Here is an 18,061-nt window from a genome sequence, read left to right on the forward strand (position 1 = left end):
CGTGAACGCTTGACACACGGGGGCCACGGCCTACATTCCCCCCCCTATCCGAACGCTTTTTCAAACGGCCCGAGCATCATCATGGTTGCCATTACCCTTCCGGACGGCAGCGTCCGCCAATTCGACGGCCCGGTCACGGGTCTGGACGTCGCCGCCGACATCGGCCCCGGCCTGGCCAAGGCCGCGCTGGCCGTGCGTATCGACGGCGAGATGAAGGACCTGTCGACGACCATCAAAAGCGATGTCAACTTGGCCATCGTCACGTCGAAGGACGCGGATGCGCTTGAGCTGCTGCGCCACGACTGCGCCCATGTGCTGGCCGAAGCCGTGCAGGAGCTTTACCCCGGCACCCAGGTGACCATCGGCCCGACGATCGAAAACGGTTTCTATTACGACTTCGCGCGGGACGAGCCCTTCTCCTCCGACGATCTGGAGAAGATGGAGCAGAAGATGCACGAGATCGTCGACCGCGATACCGCCTTCGTCCGCGAAGTTTGGAACCGCGAAGACGCCATCCATCACTTCAAGAAAATCGGCGAAAAGTACAAGGCCGAGATCATCCAGGACCTGCCCGACAGCGAGGAGATCAGCATCTACCGCCAAGGCGACTGGCTGGACCTGTGCCGCGGCCCCCATTTGCCGTCGACAAGCCGGGTCGGCCATGCCTTCAAGCTGATGAAGGTGGCCGGCGCCTATTGGCGGGGCGACCACCGCAACGAGATGCTGCAGCGGATTTACGGCACCTGCTGGTTCAACGAAAAGGACCTGAAGGCCTATCTGCACATGCTGGAGGAAGCGGAAAAGCGCGACCACCGGCGGCTTGGCCGGGAAATGGACCTGTTCCATATGCAGGAAGAAGCCCCCGGCTCGGCCTTCTGGCATCCCAAGGGCTGGACGCTCTATCGCCTGTGCCAGAATTACATGCGGACGCGCCTGGACGACGCCGGCTATGTCGAGGTCAACACACCCCAACTGGTCGACCGCACCCTGTGGGAAGATTCCGGCCATTGGGAGAAATTCCGCGAGAACATGTTTATCTCCGAGTCCGAAGATAAACTTTTGGCCATCAAGCCGATGAACTGCCCCTGCCATGTGCAGATCTTCAAACAGGGCATCACCAGTTACCGCGATCTGCCGCTGCGCATGGCCGAATTCGGATCCTGCCACCGCAACGAGCCGTCGGGCGCGCTGCACGGCCTGATGCGCGTGCGCGCCTTCACCCAGGACGACGCCCATATCTTCTGCCGCCCGGACCAGATCGAAGCCGAGACCAAGATCTTCATCGACCTACTGTCCTCGGTCTACAAGGACTTCGGTTTCGATGAATTCGTCATCAAGTTTTCCGACCGGCCGGACGTTCGCGCCGGGTCGGACGATACCTGGGACCGCGCGGAAAAGGCCCTGTTGGACGCGACCAAGGCCGCCGGCCACGACCCGGTCCTCAACCCGGGCGAAGGGGCGTTCTACGGACCCAAGCTGGAATTCGTGCTGCGCGACGCCATCGGCCGCGACTGGCAATGCGGCACCCTGCAGGTCGATTTCGTGCTGCCGGAACGCCTGGACGCCCATTACATCGCCGAAGACGGCGCCAAACACCGCCCAGTGATGCTGCACCGAGCGATTTTGGGCTCGTTCGAGCGCTTCATCGGCATCCTGATCGAGAACTATGCCGGGCGATTCCCGCTGTGGCTAGCGCCCCATCAGGTGACCGTGGCGACGATCACCAACGAGTCCGATGCCTATGCCGCACAGGTCGCCAAGGCCTGCCGGAAGGCGGGATTGCGGGTTGAAATCGATACCCGCAACGAAAAGATCAACTACAAAATCCGCGAGCACAGCCATGCCAAGGTGCCGGTGATCATGGTCGTGGGCGCCAAAGAGGCCGAAGCGGGCACGGTCGCCATTCGGCGTCTGGGCGGCAAGGATCAAGAAATCCTTGCGCTTGAACAGGCGATAGATACATTAGTGACCGAAGCGGCGGGGCCGTTGGGCGCCGGGGCCGGTCGATAGGCCGCCCCCCTTAAAATCATAAACAACGATTTGCGTTCACGTTCCGCCGGAGCGGGGTAATTTGACCGCAACACCCCCGTTTGTCGAAACCGATTGAGGAGCAAGGCAATAGCACGCCGCCCCATGCAACAGACGCCGCCGTCCAAGGACGGTCCGCGGATTAACGAAGATATTGATGTCGCCCAAGTGCGGCTGGTTGACGCCGATGGTGAAATGGTTGGTGTCGTTTCCACCAAGGAAGCCATCGAAATGGCCGGCGAGGTAGGTCTTGACCTGGTCGAGGTCTCGCCTAACGCCGACCCGCCCGTGTGCAAAATTCTGGATTACGGCAAGTTCAAGTACGAAGCCCAGAAGAAAGCCAACGAAGCCCGCAAGAAGCAGAAGGTCATCGAGGTCAAAGAGATCAAGATGCGCCCGGGCATCGACGAGCACGATTACCAGACCAAGATGAAAGCCGTGCGCAAGTTCCTGGACAACGGCGACAAGGTCAAGATGACCATCCGCTTCCGGGGCCGCGAAATGGCGCACCAGGATCTGGGCATGAAGGTGTTGGACCGTGTGCGCGTCGAAGTCGACGAACAGGCCAAGGTCGAACAGTTTCCCCGGACCGAAGGCCGCCTCATGACCATGGTAATCGCACCCCGGTAATTCCCTCGGATGGAAGGAACGGCGCATGCTGTCCTTCTTTTTCTACGGAACCTTGATGGATTCTGACCTGCAGGCGGTCGTCCTTGGCGGACGGCTGCCGACGGGGGTTTCCGCCGTGCTTGATGGATACCACCGCCGTACCGTCGCGGGACAAGGCTATCCCGCCATCGCACTGTCCAGGAACAGCCAGGTCAGCGGCCTGCTGGTCGGGGACATCAGCCCAGTTATGGCGGCCAGGGCCAGCCTGTACGAAGGCCCGCAATACACCGCCACCTCTCTGACCGTGACGACCGAAGACGGCACGCCCCGCCGTGCCTGGACCTTCCTACCCGTGGCGGACGTCCGGTTAAGCGCCCGCGACTGGTCCCTCCACGCTTGGCAGCGGCGGCGCAAGACCCTCACTCTCAAATCAGCCAACACCCACATGACAGCCATACGGGCGGGGGCGTTGCGGCGAAATGAATCCGACTGGATCACCCGCCTGCGGGATTCACGCCGCCCCTGATCGCGGTTTCCGCGCGCGACCGCTTCCCAATTTCATCACAAAGGAGACAACCCCATGGGTGGAACCACCGGTGGCCCCAAAGACCTGCCCAATGCCCAAACCCCGGTCGAGACGACGGCGACGGGCCCTGATGATGCAAGGCCCGGCCTGCCTGGGCGCGGCGGCACGGACGGGTTCGGCGGGTTCGGACAATCCTTCCTGACCGAAGGCGTCGGCCATGGTCAGGCCAACCAGCCCGAGGACGTGTTCCACGCCTCCAATTTTCTTGCCGAAAACGGCCTCCTGCCCGCTCCCACGCAGGACGCGGACGAAGGTTTTCTGCGCGGGATCGAGAAGGGGCAGGAACGCCTCAACGACTTGTCCGGCGGCGGACTGCAAATCGACGGTATCGCCAAACCCTGGGGACCGACGGAGATTCTCAGCCAGCGGGCCGTGTCGTTCGGCAAGATGAAGCCGCCGCGCCCGGATACAGAGACAGAAACAGAGACGATCTCCATAACCCAGAGCAGCATCCCGCATGGCGTGCAGATTAAGCCAGCATCTCCGCCACCGCCCACGGCGGCACCGACTTGGCCCGTCAACGACGGGCGGAATCAGACCTTCAACGACCTTCTCGCCCACACCAAGCGGATCGAGGGCGGCTACGCAAATCGACCGAAAAGCGCCGACCGGGGCGGCCCGACGATGAAAGGGGTTTCGCAGAAAACCCTCGACGGCATCAGGGCCAAATACCCGCAGTGGAAGCTGCCGAAAGACACCAAGAACCTAACGGATGAGCAGATCGACGGAATTTACCGTCATGACTATTTCGATCTGCCCAAGTTGGACAAGATGGCGGCCATTCCCGGCATGGATATACGCCTGCTGCGCCACGTCTATGATGCCGGTGTGCAGCACAGCCCGGTGCGGGCCGGAAGATGGCTTCAACAGGCGCTCGACAAGCATCTTGGAACGGATTTGCGGTCGTATGACAAAAGCGGTGGCACTTACTACGACGGAAATATCGGCCCCAAAACGCGTTCCGCCCTGGCCAAGGCCATCAGACGGGGAAAATTGAAGGATGTGAACAATGAAATTGTGCGCACGCGGGAGGCATTCATGCGCGGCTTGCCGGAATTCCCTGCGAACCCTGGCTGGATAGCGCGGGCCAAATCATTTTCCATGCCATGACGAACAAGCGGAGAAGTACTAGAACTCATACTCTATCCGTTGCGCCACAATGGTCTTCAACATCTTTTCGTATATCGCCGCCGTTTCGCTCAAATGGAACGTATAATACATCGTACCGCAGTGCGGCTTGCAGCCAGGGTTTTCATTATAAATCCACCAATACAATGCACCTGCGGAAGCGCTAATTTCGCGCAACTTCTCTCTGACTTTTTCGACCGTGGGGCGTTTATCTTCCGGCGCGAGGTACAACGTCAGATTAGGGCTAAAAACCTTGAACTGGTCGACGATGCGATCTTCCAGGCATTGGACAGAATCGAGTATTCCGTCATAGATACGGCCGGTGCTCGGACTAGATCGCTGCTCCAAAGTTGCATCCCAGCACGCCTTTATAATGGCATCCGCATCCGGACGTTCGACCGGATTGCCGCCAGCCGATGAAGATATGGGCATGGCGATCAGCGCCGTTATCGCGATGATTGCAATAATGATTATTTTCATCTTCAGAATTGTACCCGACTTTGCGGCACCATCAAGGCGGATGCGTTGCCTTTGCCGTACAATCAGCCTATGTCCTCTGCCCGTCCCCCACCGACAAGGAAGCCCCGCCATGAAACGCAAGGCGCCGGTGCGGCGGAACCCGGTGGCCCGGGTTGTGCGGACCCTGCGACAGCAGAAGATACAGTCGGCCAAGGCCTACCGCCGCCGCACCAAACATATGAAAGCCCGCCCCGAGAACGATCCCGGGGCGGGCTTTTCATTTTGCGTTTCAGGCCCCCGATACGGCCGCCTGATTATTCAGCAGCAAGAGGTCTGGTGCGGATGATTTCCATGATCTCGGCGGCGGCGGTCGGGATGTTGGTGCCCGGGCCGTAGATCGCGGCAACCCCCTTGGCCTTCAGGAAATCATAATCCTGGGCCGGGATCACGCCGCCGCAGACGACCAGAATGTCCTCTGCCCCCTGGGCCTTCAACTCGTCGATCAGGGACGGCACCAGGGTCTTGTGGCCGGCGGCCTGGGACGAGACGCCGATCACATGCACGTCATTTTCGATGGCCTGGCGGGCGGCCTCGTCGGGGGTCTGGAACAGGGGGCCAACGTCGACGTCGAAGCCGATGTCGGCGAAGGCCGTGGCGATCACCTTGGCCCCCCGGTCGTGGCCGTCCTGCCCCATCTTGACGACCAGCATGCGCGGGCGGCGGCCTTCGGCCTCGGCGAAGGCGGCGACGTCCTTCCTGATCTTGTCGAACCCGGCGTCGCCTTCATAGGCCGCGCCGTAGACGCCTGAGATCGAGCGGATTTGCGCCCGGTGGCGGGTGTAGACCTTTTCCAGGGCGTCGGAAATCTCGCCCACGGTGGCGCGCTTGCGCGTCGCGTCGACGGCCAGTTCCAACAGGTTGCCCTCGCCGCTTTCGGCGGCCCGGGTCAGGACGTCGAGCGCCGTCTGACAGGCGGCAGCGTCACGGGTGTTGCGGATGGTATCGAGGCGCTTGATCTGGCTTTCGCGAACAGCCGCGTTATCGACGTCCAGAATATCAAGATCGTCCTCGTCCGCGCGGGCGTACTTGTTGACCCCGACGACGACTTCCTCGCCACGGTCGACTCGCGCCTGCTTGCGCGCGGCGGCTTCCTCGATCACCTTCTTGGGCATGCCCTCTTCCACGGCCCTGGTCATGCCGCCGAGATCTTCGACCTGGGCAATCAGTTCCCGCGCCGCCTGGGCCAGGGAGGCCGTGAGGCTTTCCACGTAATAACTGCCGGCAAGCGGGTCAATGACCTGCGGGATGCCCGTTTCTTCGGCCACGATGAGCTGCGTGTTGCGGGCGATACGGGCGGAGAACGGGGTCGGAAGCGCGATCGCTTCGTCGAGCGCATTGGTGTGCAGACTCTGCGTGCCGCCCAATACCGCCGCCATGCATTCGATGGTGGTGCGGATCACGTTGTTGTAGGGATCCCGCGCCGTCAGCGACACGCCCGAGGTCTGGCAGTGGGTGCGCAGCGTGGAGGACCGGGGGTCCTTCGGCTCGAACTGCGCCATCAGTTCCGACCACAACAGACGTGCGGCCCTCAGCTTGGCGACCTCCATGAAGAAATTCATGCCGATGGCGAAGAAGAACGACAGACGCGGCGCGAACTTATCTACGTCCAGCCCCTTGTTCTTGGCCGCGCGCACGTATTCCAGGCCGTCGGCCAGGGTGAAGGCCAGTTCCTGCACCGCCGTCGCCCCCGCTTCCTGCATGTGATAGCCGGAGATCGAAATCGAATTGAAGCGCGGCATGTTGAGCGCCGTGTATTCAATGATGTCGGCGACGATGCGCATGGAAGGCGTCGGCGGATAGATGTAGGTGTTGCGCACCATGAATTCTTTGAGAATATCGTTCTGGATGGTGCCCGACAGCTTTTCCGGCGCCACGCCCTGTTCCTCGGCGGCAACGATGTAGCCCGCCAGCACGGGCAGCACGGCGCCGTTCATGGTCATGGAGACAGACATCTCGTCGAGCGGGATCCCGTCGAACAGGATTTTCATGTCCTCGACACTGTCGATCGCCACCCCGGCCTTGCCGACATCGCCGACCACGCGCGGATGATCTGAATCATATCCCCGGTGGGTCGCCAGGTCGAAGGCCACTGACAGGCCCTTTTGCCCGGCGGCCAGATTGTCGCGATAGAACTTGTTGGAATCTTCGGCCGTGGAAAAGCCCGCGTACTGGCGGATGGTCCAGGGCCGGTTGGCGTACATGGTGGCGCGCGGGCCGCGCAGATAGGGTGCCATGCCGGGCAGGGAATCAATGTGTTCCAGCCCCTCCAGGTCCGCCGCCGTATAAAGCGGCTTCACCGCGATGCCTTCCGGCGTCTGCCAAATCAGATCGTCGGGGGATTTGCCCTTCAGTTCCTTGGCGGCGGCCGCCGCCCATTCGTCCATGCCGTTCTTATCGACAGCCATTTTTTGTCACTCCTGATGGTCCCGCCAAAATCCCCCTTCGGCTCCCCCCGATTATACCGCCCCCTTCGCCCGACAAAGGAATTTTTTTGCATCTGCGTCGCAGAAATCCTCTCTAGTTTATGTTTTTATCAACAACACAACATGTATTGTGGATAACTATATGTGGTGGAGCTAGTTGACGGTCAGGCGAAATCTTGTAATTATTAACGCGTTCCAGCCTGATTTTCGGGCAAAAATGGGCATTTCGGGCCGGTATGACCCGCAAATATCCGTTCCAGGGGCAAGAAATTTGGATTTCGGCCGCGATGCGACATCGGGCCGAAAAGCGGGAGGCAAGGGTACATGCAAACGACGTACGAATGGACGCCCCAACGGGTCAACGCCCTGATCGCCCTATGGGACGAGGGATTGCCGACCAGCGAAATCGGCCGCCGCCTCGGCATTACCAAGAACGCGGTGATCGGCAAGGTTCATCGTCTCGGTCTGGCCAAGCGTGGATCGCCCATCAAGGAACGGCCCGACCAGCCCCAGGTCAACGAGAACCTCGTGACCATGGCGAAGTTGCGGCCCGGCATGTGCAGCTGGCCCGTGGGCGAGCCCAATGATCCGGATTTCCATTTCTGCGGCGAGGAAGCCCTGGACGGCAAACCTTATTGCCGCACCCATTGCGCCAAGGCCTATATTCGCATCACTAAAGACGGCCGCAAGGTGGCTGCCGCCTAGGCGCATCACCAAGGACGGCCGCAAGGTCGCCGCCGCCTGATCACCCATATCTGATCATGCCCCCCTGCCCGGGTAATCACTTTTCCGCGCTTTTTGCCGCCCGCCTTGAATTTTAAGGCGGGCGGACTATCATCAGGGCATGAGGATTGCATCGCCCCTCCGTGTGACCGGAACCATCCGGCGAATTATCGTCCCGGCCTCGTAATCGAGGACCGGGCCTTTTCTGATTCGCCGTGACCGGCTTCCCCCACACCAAAGGATTTTCCGATGCGGACCCAAGACCGCGGGCACGCCCCGCATTCCCCCGCTTTTTCCCCGGCCCCCCGTGCGCGACACAAACGCAAGGCCCAGCCGACGCAATGCTTTTCCGTACAGGCCCTGGCCGATCCGGGCACCCTGCCCCGCGTGGTCGAGGTTTTCGCCAAGCGCGGCCTGATCCCCGGGCGCATCCACGCCAGCCGCACATCCACGCCGAAGGAAGGCTTGATCGTTGAGGTTCATCTTGAAGATGCGGACGCGGAACAGGCCCGGCTCATTGCCCAGGAACTGCGCCGCCAATTCTGCGTCGAGGCCGTTCTGGTCACCGAAAAGCAAGGTGACGCCCATGCCTAACCTTTTGGGCGGGACATCCGCATGAGCTATCTGGAGCGTGTCCGCGCCCTGCAGGCCTGGGAACCGTCGGCCTATCGGCCCTTCATCGCGGACCGCAGGCGGGTCGGCCTGATCCACCGGGATTTCATTCCCCATCTCGCGGATTTCAGTGCGGTCTTTCAAGTTTCCGAGACCGCCGTCGCCCTGGCCCCGGACCTGGGCGATGCGGCGTCGCGCACCGCCGCCATGGCAGAGGTCCTGGCCGAACTGCGATCACGGGACCTGATCCCCGGCTGGCGCAACGAGCCCTATGCCGTTTGCGAAGACTGGGGGACCCCGCCCCTGTTCCAGATGGAGCGCGCGGCCGTGCCCCTATTCGGGACCTTGGGCTACGGTGTGCACCTGAACGGGTTCGTGCGAGACGGCGACCGGCTGAAGATGTGGGTCGGGAAGCGCTCGATGACCAAGCCGACAGGGCCCGGCAAGCTGGATCAGCTTGTCGCCGGCGGCCTGCCCGCCGGGATTAGCGTCATGGATAATCTGATCAAGGAATGTGTCGAGGAAGCCGGAATTCCCGACGACATCGCCCGCCGGGCCAAGCCCATCGGGGCCATGTCCTACTGCACGGAGCGGCCCGAGGGCCTGCGCCGCGACGTGTTGTTCAACTACGACCTGGAGCTTCCGGCCGACTTCGTGCCGCACAACACGGACGGCGAGGTCGAGGAATTCTACTTGTGGTCCATGGACCAGGTCATGGACACTGTGCGCGAGAGCGAAGATTTCAAATTCAACTGCGGGGTCGTCGTCATCGACTTTTTAATCCGCCGGGGGTTTATCGGACCCGATCATTCCGATTACCTTGAGATTCAACGGGGCCTGCACACGGCCCTGCGCTGACCGAAAATCAGAAAACGAAGGGAACGACCCAGTGAGCAACCAAGCGAACAACCGCCCGTTCAGCGACGATACGCCCTGGACTGTTTATCTGTCCGGCGAAATTCATACCGACTGGCGCGACCGGATCGCCGCCGGCGCCGCCGAGGCAGGCCTGCCCATCGAATTCGTCGGCCCGGTGACCGACCATGCGTCGAGCGACGATTGCGGCGTGGCCATTCTGGGTGATGAGCCCGACCCCTTCTGGAAAGACCACAAGGGCGCCAAGGTCAACGCCATCCGCACCCGTACCCTGATGGAACGCGCCGACGTTGTTGTCGTGCGCTTCGGTGACAAGTACAAACAATGGAACGCCGCCTTCGACGCCGGATATGCCGCCGCCCTTGGGACGCCGATGATCACGCTGCATGACCCGTCCCTGACCCACGCGTTGAAGGAAGTGAACGGCGCCGCCATGGCAACGGCGGAAACGCCCGAACAGGTCGTGCGCCTGTTGAAATACGCGATCTCCGGCCAACTTAATTAACGAGGGCCCGCGCCCGCAACCGCCCCTTGGGGGCCTTTGAAAACCCGAACCGGCCAACGAACATTGGATAAATCCAACACCGCCTTGAACCGCCCGTCGCCGGACCTCTATCCCCGGATCGAACCCCATGCCCAGGGCCATCTGGACGTTTCCGGCGGGCATCGCATCTATTGGGAACAGTCGGGCAATCCGACCGGCGTGCCGGTGGTCTTTCTGCACGGCGGGCCGGGGGCCGGCTCCAACCCGTCGCACCGCCGGTTCTTCGACCCTGATCATTACCGCATCGTCGTGTTCGACCAGCGGGGGGCCGGACGATCCACCCCCTTCGGTGAAACGCGCAACAACACGACCCAGGACCTGATTGACGACATGGAGGCTCTGCGCCGCCAGCTCGACATCGACAAATGGTTCGTGTTCGGCGGCTCCTGGGGGTCGACCCTGGCGCTGGCCTACGGCATCGCCCACCCGGACCGATGCCGGGGCTTCGCGCTGCGCGGCATCTTCCTCGGCCGCCAGTCGGAGGTCGACTGGTTCCTCTACGACATGAAGCGGGTGTACCCCGAAGCCTGGCGCCGGTTCTCGGGATATCTGCCCGAAAACGAACGGGGCGATATCCTGACCGCCTACCACAAACGCCTGAACGACCCCGACCCGGACATCCACCGACCGGCGGCCGAGGTCTGGAGCCAGTTCGAATCCGCCTGCTCAACCCTGCATCACAGTGGCGGCGGCGGCGGGTCCGGGCGCGGTGCCCTGTCCCTGGCCCGGCTTGAGGCCCATTACTTCGTCAACGACGTGTTCATGGCGGAAAACCACCTGCTCGCCAACATCGGGCGCATCACCCATCTGCCCTGCGCCATCGTGCAGGGCCGCTATGACATGGTCTGCCCGATCGTCACGGCGGACGAACTGGCGCAGGCCTGGCCCGACGCCGACTACGTCATCGTGCCCGACGCCGGCCACTCGGCCATGGAGCCGGGCATCCGCTCGTCCCTGGTCAAAGCCATGGACGGCTTTCGGCGGCTCGACGCGGTCTAACCTCGTTCCCATGCGTAACGGCTTGAAAGATCAGGCTGATCCCTTAAGATGCAGGCCAAAGGGGCGGGCCCGATAACCGGGCCTTATCGGGGAAAAGCCAACATGTTCAAGAAATTGATCGTTCCGGCATTGCTTGCCGCCGTGACGGTATTGCCACCCGGCGCGGCACGGGCCGCCGACGACCCCGACTTCCTGACCCTTGCGGTCGGCAAATTCGATATCCTGCGCAACCGGGAAGAGGATGCGGAAATCCGCCTCGATTACCGGTTCGGCAACAAATTCTGGATCTTCAAACCGTTCCTGACCGCCGCCTATGCGACCAATAATTCGTCGTTCATCGGGGCCGGCGTGCTGGTCGACATCTACCTCGGGCGGCGCTTCGTGCTGACGCCTCAGTTCTCGCCGACCTACTGGCGGGGCGCCACGTCGAACCTGGACCTGGGACATGAACTTGAATTCCGCTCCCGGCTGGAACTTGCCTACCGCTTCGACGATCGGTCCCGCATCGGCATTTCCATCGACCATTCATCGAACGCGGGCCTGGGCGACGGCAATCCCGGCGTGGAATCGGTCATGCTGAACTATTCCGTGTCCATGGACCGCATCAAGAGCATGTTCAAATAGGCCGTCCGCCGCCCCACCATCCCCGCCAGCAAATCTTGGAATCGGCACGGAAACCTGTGGTATAGACGGGCGCGCATGATCGCGCGTCAGGCAGCTGGCGACAGGGCCCCGTAGCTCAGTCGGATAGAGCACAGGATTCCTAATCCTGGGGTCGCAGGTTCAAATCCTGCCGGGGTCACCAGCCGCCCGGCCCGACTTTCCGGTCAGGCCCAGCTCAAACCCGGCGCGGACAGGCCGGTGATCCAGCCCACCTCGATCCAGCCGCGTAGGAACCCGGCCGCCCGCAAGGCGGCCGCGTCCTCATCGCCGAACCCCGCAAGGGTTTCACAGAACGTCTGGAAATCGCCGCCCGCGCGCAGCAGGGCGAGCCCTGACGCTTCGTCCGTATCGAGCGCGCGGTAGCGCACCTGACAGGTTTCCCCGTCGCGCCAGAAGGCCCAGGTCTGCGGGCCGTCCGGGATCGCTTCGGGGGCGGCGTCCGGATCCTGGTCCCGGGCCACGGCCTGTTGGAACGGGGCGACGTCATGGTGAAGGACCGCCGTGTTCAGCGCGGGATGGAAATCGAAGGTCAGGATCGGCCAGGCTTCCGGCGGCACGGCGGCCAGCGCCGCGACCCCAAGGGCATCCGCGTCGGACGCATCGAATGCCAGGCCCAGCCCCCATTCGAAAGCCGCCATGTCGGCCACCACCGGCAGATCCGACCAGGGCGCGGTTTCGCCCAGCCAGTTCGCAAAGCCGCCGCCCAGCCAGCGCACGGATCGCGCGGTCGACGGATGGCCCCGCACATAGGCCGCCGCCGCGTCGGCGAATGCGTCATCGCCGAGCAAGGTGTGCACGGCGGGGAAATCCTCGACCATCACTTCCAACAAGCGCGCCACGTAGGCATGGTCATAGACCTTGAGGAACGGGCCGCCCGAGGTCAGATGCGCTTCGATATCCGTGCGTCCGGTCAGCAGCCGATCCTGGAACAAGTTCTGGAGTTCGAACAGGGGCACGGTCATGCCGCAGCCTCGCCCAGGGCTTCGGCCGCCAGACGGCGCGCGGCACCCAGTTCTTCCACCAGGTCGGCAAAGGGCGGGATGTTGGCGTCGCGCTCGATCATCGTCGGCACCGCGCCGAAGCGGCGGACCGCGCGGCGGTACAAATCCCACACCGGATCGGCCACCGGCGCGTCGTGGGTATCGACGATATGATCGCCGTTGTGCTCATGCCCGGCCAGATGGATCTGGCGCACCCGGTCCTTGGGAATACCAGCCAGATAATCGGCGGCGTCGAACCCGTGGTTGAAGGCCGAGACATAGACATTGTTGATGTCGAGCAGCAGGTCGCAATCGGCCCGCCGCGTCAGCTCCGCCAGGAATTCCCATTCGTCCATGGTGTCGGACGTGAAGGTGACATAGGTCGATGCGTTTTCAAGGGCGATGCGCCGTCCCAGGATATCCTGCACATGGATGACCCGCGCCGCCACATGGGTCAGGGTTTCCTCGGTCAAGGGCAGGGGCAGCAGATCATGCAGATTGACGCCGTGGGCCCCGGTCCAACACAGATGGTCGGAAACGACCGCCGGGTCGATCAGATCGGCCAGCGATTTGAGATTCTTGAGGTAGTCGTCATTCAAGGGATCGGGGGCCCCGATCGACAGAGACACCCCGTGCATGGCCATGGGGCGGCGTTCGCGCACGGCCATCAGGTTGCGCAGCGGCATGCCCCCCACGGCCATGAAGTTTTCCGAGATGATTTCGAACCAGTCGACATGCCCCAGGTCATCGTCCCCGTCAGGGCCGAGAATGTCCGGGAAATGCTGCGGCCGCAGGCCGAGCCCGAAACCGCCAAAGGGATCCTGGCAGAGAGTCATGGAATGAAGCCTAGCGCGAAACGGGATCGAGGGGCCGGATTCCTCCGGCCCCCCGCAATCCGTCGTGTTGGGTAAGGGGCTGGATACCGTTACTTGGCAACCGTGCCGCCCTTTTCCATGCATTCCTTTTCCGAGCTGGTGGAAATCCAGCCCTTGCCCTTGCAGGCGTTGTGGCCCTTGCATTCGTTTGACGCGGTCTTGCAGGAACCGTGGCCCTTGCAGGAATTCGCGCCCATGCATTTGACGCCATCGGCCTGGGCCGCGGTCGGGGCGACCGTCATGGCGGCACCGGCGATGAACAGGGCGGCGGCGGCAGTGGCCAGGGTGGCGCCGGCGGTCTTTTTCTGGATCGACATTGGGTACTCTCCTTTGATGAAGCCTCTGATCCGGCTCTCATGTCCGGTCGATGGGGAGTGTACCCGTGCATGCGGATAGCGGGCGTAACGTTGACGTCGCACGGCATCACAAGGGTGTGAGAGAGGGTTGAACAGAAAACCGGCGAAAGCCGTGAGCCGTTCAGGCCGGATCGTCCCCCGCCACACCCCAGATGCGGGCATGCTGACCCTCACCCTTGGCGGGAATGACGCGCACGCGTTCGGCGATGCCTTCGTCCGTCAGGTCCCGTTCGATGGCAAGCAAGGTGCCCGCCGGATGGTCGCACAGGTCGGCCATGTCGCGGCATTCGCCCCGGGCCGCGTCGAGGGCCGCCATCATGTCGGGCGCACCGTAACGTTCGAACAGATGCCCCGCCAGGGCACGCACCGCGTCCTCGACCTGGCCGTCGGGCAGCACCGCGACCTGCACGAAGGTCGAGCGCCCGAAACTGCCGAGGCCGAGCCAACCGCTTTTGAACGCCAGCTGCTGTTTATTGGTCCAGGAAGACGGATCGCCATCGGCGAATTCAAAAGTACCGGCGACAGCCCATTCACCCGGTTCCGCCGGAATATCGAACACGTTCTGATCCGAGGCGTCGAGCCGGATGGTGCGTGCGAATTTCATTGTGTCGGACGTCCTCCCAAGTCGTGACCCGTCAATATAGAGGTCGGCAGGCCGCTTCGCATCATGGTAAAGACGAAGGCATGAGCGCACGTTTTCTCATTCCTTCCGCCCTGGCGGCAACCCTTGCTTTGGCCCCCCGCATGGGAGCAGCCGACGGCATCGATCCCGCCGCCGTGGCCAAGGCGGCACAGTCCGTGGTCGTCGTGTTGCCGAGTTGGCAAGGCGTGCGGCCCGGCTTCGCGCCGAAAAGCACCGATGGACGCATCGCCCCGGAGGGCTCCGGCGTCGCCGTTCTACCCGGCGGCTATGTCGTGACCAACGATCATGTGTTGGGCAACGCCATCAGCGTCCGCATTCGCCTTTCCGATGGGCGCACCGTTACCACCGAGATCGTCGGCCGCCACAAGGCGACGGACATCGCCCTTCTGAAAGCCCCCATCGACCTTCCCGTGGCCGAACCGGGGCCCGAACCGAACCTGGCCGAACCGGCCTGCGCCATCGGCAATCCGTTCGGGCGGGGGATTTCCGTGTCCTGCGGCGTCGTCTCGGCCGTCGGCCGGGCCAATGCCGGGTTCAACGAGATCGAGGATTTCATCCAAACCGACGCGGCGGTCAACCCGGGCGGATCGGGCGGCGCATTGGTCGACGGCCAGGGCCGCTTGGTCGGTTTGGTTTCTGCGATTTTTGCGCAAGGGTCCGATGCCAACATCGGCGTCAACTTCGCGGCGTCCAGGACCCTGGTCGCGCGGGTCGTCGATGACCTTGTCGCCCACGGCAAGGTGATGGCGGCGACGGCGGGGATGGAGACTGGGCCCCTATCCGCCCTGCAGCAAGAACGGACCGGCGGCGTTGCAGTCGTTGAAGTGACACCGGGCGGCCCCGCCTTCACGGCCGGAATCGATGCCGGAGATATCATCACAAAAGTCGACGGCAGGCCCGTTACGTCACCGGGGCAGGTTCGCGCGTCCTTGTTCCGCCATCACGCGGGGGACGCCATCGTCCTGACCGTACAGCGCGGTGGAGAGATTCGGGAAATTACCTTGACCTTAAAGCCCCTGCCCTAGTCGGCGGCAATCACCGCCCCTTCGTCGATCAAGGCCTGGATCTCATCCGCGCCATAGCCGTATTCCGCCAAAACTTCGCGCGTGTGCTGGCCATAGACGGGCGCACCCTGGTCCGTCTTCGCGGGTGTTCCGGAAAACTTCACCGGCATGCCCAGCGCCTTGGCCGCGCCGAGGGTCTTATGCGGGACCTCGACGATCATGTCGCGGGCGATGGCGTGCGGGTCGGCGTGCATCTGCGTGATGTCGAGGACCGGGCCGGCGGGCAGGCCCACCGCATCGAACTTGGCGAGCCAGTCGGCGGACGGTTTCGATTTGAAGATCGGCGTCAGCACGTCTTCGAGCGCCTGACGGTTCGCCATCCGCCCGGTGTTGTCCGTGAACCGGGGATCATTGGCGATCTCGGGATTGTCGAGGGCTTCAAGCAGGCGCTCCCATGTCCGCTGGTTGGCGGCGCCGCAGGTGATCCAGCCGTCGGCGGTTTCAAACGCCTGATAGGGCGCGTTCAAGGGATGGGCCGAGCCCATGGCGGCAGGGGATTCCCCGGTCGCGAAGGCGATCGCCGATTGCCAATAGGTATGGATGATCCCCGCCTCGAACAGCGACGTGTCGACGACCTGGCCCTGGCCGGTCTTGACCGCATGGGCATAGGCCGCGGACACCCCCATGGCCGCCAGCAGGCCGGCGGTGATGTCGGTGATCGGCGAGCCGACCTTGCAGGGCGGGCGGCCCGGGCCCTCGCCGGTGATGTGCATGAGCCCCGACATGCCCTGGGCGATCAGATCAACCCCCCCGCGTTCCGCGTAAGGCCCCGTCTGCCCGAAGCCGGAGATCGAACACCACACCAGCTTGGGGTTTTCCTTTTTCAAGGTTTCGTAATCCAGGCCCAGCTTGGCCAAGGTCCCCTGGCGGTAGTTTTCCAGCAGCACATCGGCCTCGAGCGCCATGCGCCGCACGGCAGCCTGACCGCCCGGGGTCTTGAGGTCGACGGCAACCGACCGCTTGCCCCGGTTCATGACCAGGAAGGCGGCGGCTTCACCCCCGATCTTGGGCGGTGCCGCGCGGCGCGTGTCGTCGCCGCCCGGCACCTTTTCCACCTTGATCACGTCGGCCCCCATGTCGGCCAGCATCAGGGCACAGGTCGGCCCGGCCATCACATGGGTCAGATCCAAGACCTTCATGCCGCCGAGCGGCCCGTCACCTCGTGCCATGGGATTTCCTTCCGTTTCTTCTTATCGTCGTCAGTCGTCTTGCCGTCAGCGGGCCTGCGGATTGACCAGATAGGCCATGGCGGCATCAACGCCGCCCTTTTCAAACGGCACCTTGGCCAACTCCAGGCCCATCTCCACACCCGACAGCGTGCCCATGAGCATCAATTCGTTGAAGTCGCCCAAATGGCCGATGCGGAACACCTTGTCGGCGATCTTGTTGAGCCCGTTGCCAAGCGACATGTCGAAGTTTTCCAAGGTCACCTTGCGGAAGTTGTCGGCGCTGTGGCCCTCGGGCATGACCACGGCGGTCAGTACGGGGGAATATTCCTTGGGTTCCTGGCACAGAACCTCCAGGCCCCAGGCGCGGACAGCGCGGCGGGTCGCTTCGGCCATGCGGTCGTGGCGGGCGAACACGTTGTCGAGTCCTTCCTCCATCAGCATGGCGATGGCTTCCTTGAGGCCGTAAAGCAGGTTGGTCGCCGGCGTGTAGGGGAAGTAGCCGGTCTTGTTCATCTTGATCATTTCATCCCAGGCCCAATAGGACTTGGGCAGGGACGAGGACTTGGACACTTCCTGCGCCTTTTCCGACACGCAGTTGAAGCTGAGCCCCGGCGGCAGCATCAGGCCCTTCTGCGAACCGGCGATGGTGACGTCGACGCCCCATTCGTCCTGGCGGAAATCGGCAGAGGCCAGACCCGAGATCGTGTCGACCATGAACAGGGCCGGATGCCCCGTGCGGTCCATGGCTTCGCGCACCAGCTTGACCCGCGAGGTCACGCCGGTCGACGTTTCGTTATGGACCATGCAGACGGCCTTAATCTCGTGGTCCTTATCCTCGTTCAACCGCTTTTCAATGACGGCGGCGTCAACGCCGTGGCGCCAGTCGCCGTCGATGAATTCGGGCACCAGGCCAAGGCGCAGCGCCAGGTTCTTCCACAGGGTAGCGAACTGACCGGTTTCGTACATCAGCACCCGATCGCCCTGGGACATGGTATTGGCGAGCGCCGCTTCCCAGGCACCCGTGCCGGAGGCCGGATAGATCACGACCTCGCACTTTTCCGTCTTGAACACCTTCTTCATGCCGGCGATGCAGGACAGACCCAGGTCGGCGAAATCGGGACCGCGATGGTCCATCACCGGGTAGTCCATGGCACGAAGGATGCGATCGGGCGTGTTGGAGGGGCCCGGAATCTGCAGGAAATGGCGGCCGCGGCGCACAGTCATGATCGGATGTCCTCTTTATATTCAGGTTTTCGCGCCAGGG

Annotated in this window: 19 protein-coding genes and 1 tRNA gene; 12 read left to right on the plus strand and 8 right to left on the minus strand. The window is 62.9% G+C overall.

The annotated features are described in order from the left end of the window. Positions 1 to 81 precede the first annotated feature (81 nt). The 4 genes from thrS (at position 82) to KFF05_16705 (ending at position 4,333) form a co-directional block, all read left to right on the plus strand. Positions 82 to 2,010 carry a threonine--tRNA ligase gene (gene thrS, locus KFF05_16690; GenBank protein ID UTW51513.1) on the plus strand — a complete coding sequence of 643 codons (1,929 nt, stop codon included), beginning with the start codon at positions 82 to 84 and terminating at the stop codon, positions 2,008 to 2,010. 123 nt (positions 2,011 to 2,133) lie between these two features. Continuing rightward, positions 2,134 to 2,658, plus strand: coding sequence for a translation initiation factor IF-3 (gene infC / locus KFF05_16695; GenBank protein UTW51514.1), 525 nt, complete (start codon positions 2,134 to 2,136; stop codon positions 2,656 to 2,658). 25 nt (positions 2,659 to 2,683) lie between these two features. Beyond that, positions 2,684 to 3,163, plus strand: coding sequence for a gamma-glutamylcyclotransferase (locus tag KFF05_16700; protein UTW51515.1), 480 nt, complete (start codon positions 2,684 to 2,686; stop codon positions 3,161 to 3,163). Between the two features lie 54 nt (positions 3,164 to 3,217). After that, complete coding sequence (locus tag KFF05_16705; GenBank protein UTW51516.1) at positions 3,218 to 4,333, plus strand: hypothetical protein; 1,116 nt, start codon at positions 3,218 to 3,220, stop codon at positions 4,331 to 4,333. An 18-nt stretch (positions 4,334 to 4,351) separates the two neighbouring features. Here the strand turns inward: KFF05_16705 and KFF05_16710 are convergent, their stop codons facing one another. After that, on the minus strand, positions 4,352 to 4,831 hold the full coding sequence (locus KFF05_16710) for a hypothetical protein (GenBank protein ID UTW51517.1): 480 nt from the start codon (positions 4,829 to 4,831) through the stop codon (positions 4,352 to 4,354). 293 nt (positions 4,832 to 5,124) lie between these two features. Next, positions 5,125 to 7,275, minus strand: coding sequence for a methylmalonyl-CoA mutase (scpA, locus tag KFF05_16715; GenBank protein ID UTW51518.1), 2,151 nt, complete (start codon positions 7,273 to 7,275; stop codon positions 5,125 to 5,127). A gap of 342 nt (positions 7,276 to 7,617) precedes the next feature. Here scpA and KFF05_16720 point away from each other — a divergent pair, with 342 nt between their 5' ends. The 7 genes from KFF05_16720 (at position 7,618) to KFF05_16750 (ending at position 11,852) form a co-directional block, all read left to right on the plus strand. After that, positions 7,618 to 7,998 (plus strand): global cell cycle regulator GcrA-like protein, encoded by a 381-nt coding sequence (locus KFF05_16720; protein UTW51519.1) that lies wholly within the window; start codon positions 7,618 to 7,620, stop codon positions 7,996 to 7,998. Between the two features lie 267 nt (positions 7,999 to 8,265). Next, the gene (locus KFF05_16725; GenBank protein UTW51520.1) at positions 8,266 to 8,610 is read left to right on the plus strand and encodes a hypothetical protein; all 345 of its coding nucleotides are present in this window, start codon (positions 8,266 to 8,268) and stop codon (positions 8,608 to 8,610) included. A 21-nt stretch (positions 8,611 to 8,631) separates the two neighbouring features. Continuing rightward, entirely contained in the window at positions 8,632 to 9,486 is an 855-nt protein-coding gene (locus KFF05_16730; protein UTW51521.1) for a DUF4743 domain-containing protein, read from the plus strand. 31 nt (positions 9,487 to 9,517) lie between these two features. Further along, a complete protein-coding gene (locus KFF05_16735; GenBank protein ID UTW51522.1) occupies positions 9,518 to 10,009 on the plus strand; it encodes a YtoQ family protein in 492 nt (163 codons plus the stop codon). An 84-nt stretch (positions 10,010 to 10,093) separates the two neighbouring features. After that, complete coding sequence (gene pip / locus KFF05_16740) at positions 10,094 to 11,047, plus strand: prolyl aminopeptidase (protein ID UTW53767.1); 954 nt, start codon at positions 10,094 to 10,096, stop codon at positions 11,045 to 11,047. 102 nt (positions 11,048 to 11,149) lie between these two features. Then, complete coding sequence (locus KFF05_16745) at positions 11,150 to 11,671, plus strand: acyloxyacyl hydrolase (protein ID UTW51523.1); 522 nt, start codon at positions 11,150 to 11,152, stop codon at positions 11,669 to 11,671. Positions 11,672 to 11,775: 104 nt separating this feature from the next. Then, a tRNA-Arg gene (locus KFF05_16750) sits at positions 11,776 to 11,852 on the plus strand. Between the two features lie 22 nt (positions 11,853 to 11,874). Here KFF05_16750 and KFF05_16755 read toward each other — a convergent pair. The 4 genes from KFF05_16755 to KFF05_16770 all read right to left on the minus strand — a co-directional run bounded on the left by KFF05_16755 (position 11,875) and on the right by KFF05_16770 (position 14,525). Beyond that, on the minus strand, positions 11,875 to 12,672 hold the full coding sequence (locus tag KFF05_16755; GenBank protein UTW51524.1) for a putative DNA-binding domain-containing protein: 798 nt from the start codon (positions 12,670 to 12,672) through the stop codon (positions 11,875 to 11,877). After that, a complete protein-coding gene (locus tag KFF05_16760) occupies positions 12,669 to 13,526 on the minus strand; it encodes a DUF692 domain-containing protein (GenBank protein ID UTW51525.1) in 858 nt (285 codons plus the stop codon). The genes KFF05_16755 and KFF05_16760 overlap by 4 nt, the downstream gene beginning before the upstream one ends. Before the next feature lie 89 nt (positions 13,527 to 13,615). Further along, positions 13,616 to 13,882, minus strand: a complete 267-nt coding sequence (locus tag KFF05_16765; protein ID UTW51526.1) for a hypothetical protein — start codon at positions 13,880 to 13,882, stop codon at positions 13,616 to 13,618. Positions 13,883 to 14,042: 160 nt separating this feature from the next. Further along, a complete protein-coding gene (locus KFF05_16770) occupies positions 14,043 to 14,525 on the minus strand; it encodes a hypothetical protein (protein UTW51527.1) in 483 nt (160 codons plus the stop codon). Positions 14,526 to 14,605: 80 nt separating this feature from the next. Between KFF05_16770 and KFF05_16775 the strand changes: the two genes are divergently transcribed. Then, on the plus strand, positions 14,606 to 15,589 hold the full coding sequence (locus KFF05_16775; protein UTW51528.1) for a trypsin-like peptidase domain-containing protein: 984 nt from the start codon (positions 14,606 to 14,608) through the stop codon (positions 15,587 to 15,589). Here the strand turns inward: KFF05_16775 and KFF05_16780 are convergent. Continuing rightward, positions 15,586 to 16,797 (minus strand): CoA transferase, encoded by a 1,212-nt coding sequence (locus tag KFF05_16780; GenBank protein ID UTW51529.1) that lies wholly within the window; start codon positions 16,795 to 16,797, stop codon positions 15,586 to 15,588. The genes KFF05_16775 and KFF05_16780 overlap by 4 nt on opposite strands. A gap of 45 nt (positions 16,798 to 16,842) precedes the next feature. Then, positions 16,843 to 18,021, minus strand: coding sequence for an aminotransferase class V-fold PLP-dependent enzyme (locus KFF05_16785; GenBank protein UTW51530.1), 1,179 nt, complete (start codon positions 18,019 to 18,021; stop codon positions 16,843 to 16,845). Positions 18,022 to 18,061 lie beyond the last annotated feature (40 nt).

It is taken from the genome of bacterium SCSIO 12827 (assembly GCA_024397995.1).
Classification (GTDB): domain Bacteria; phylum Pseudomonadota; class Alphaproteobacteria; order Rhodospirillales; family Casp-alpha2; genus UBA1479.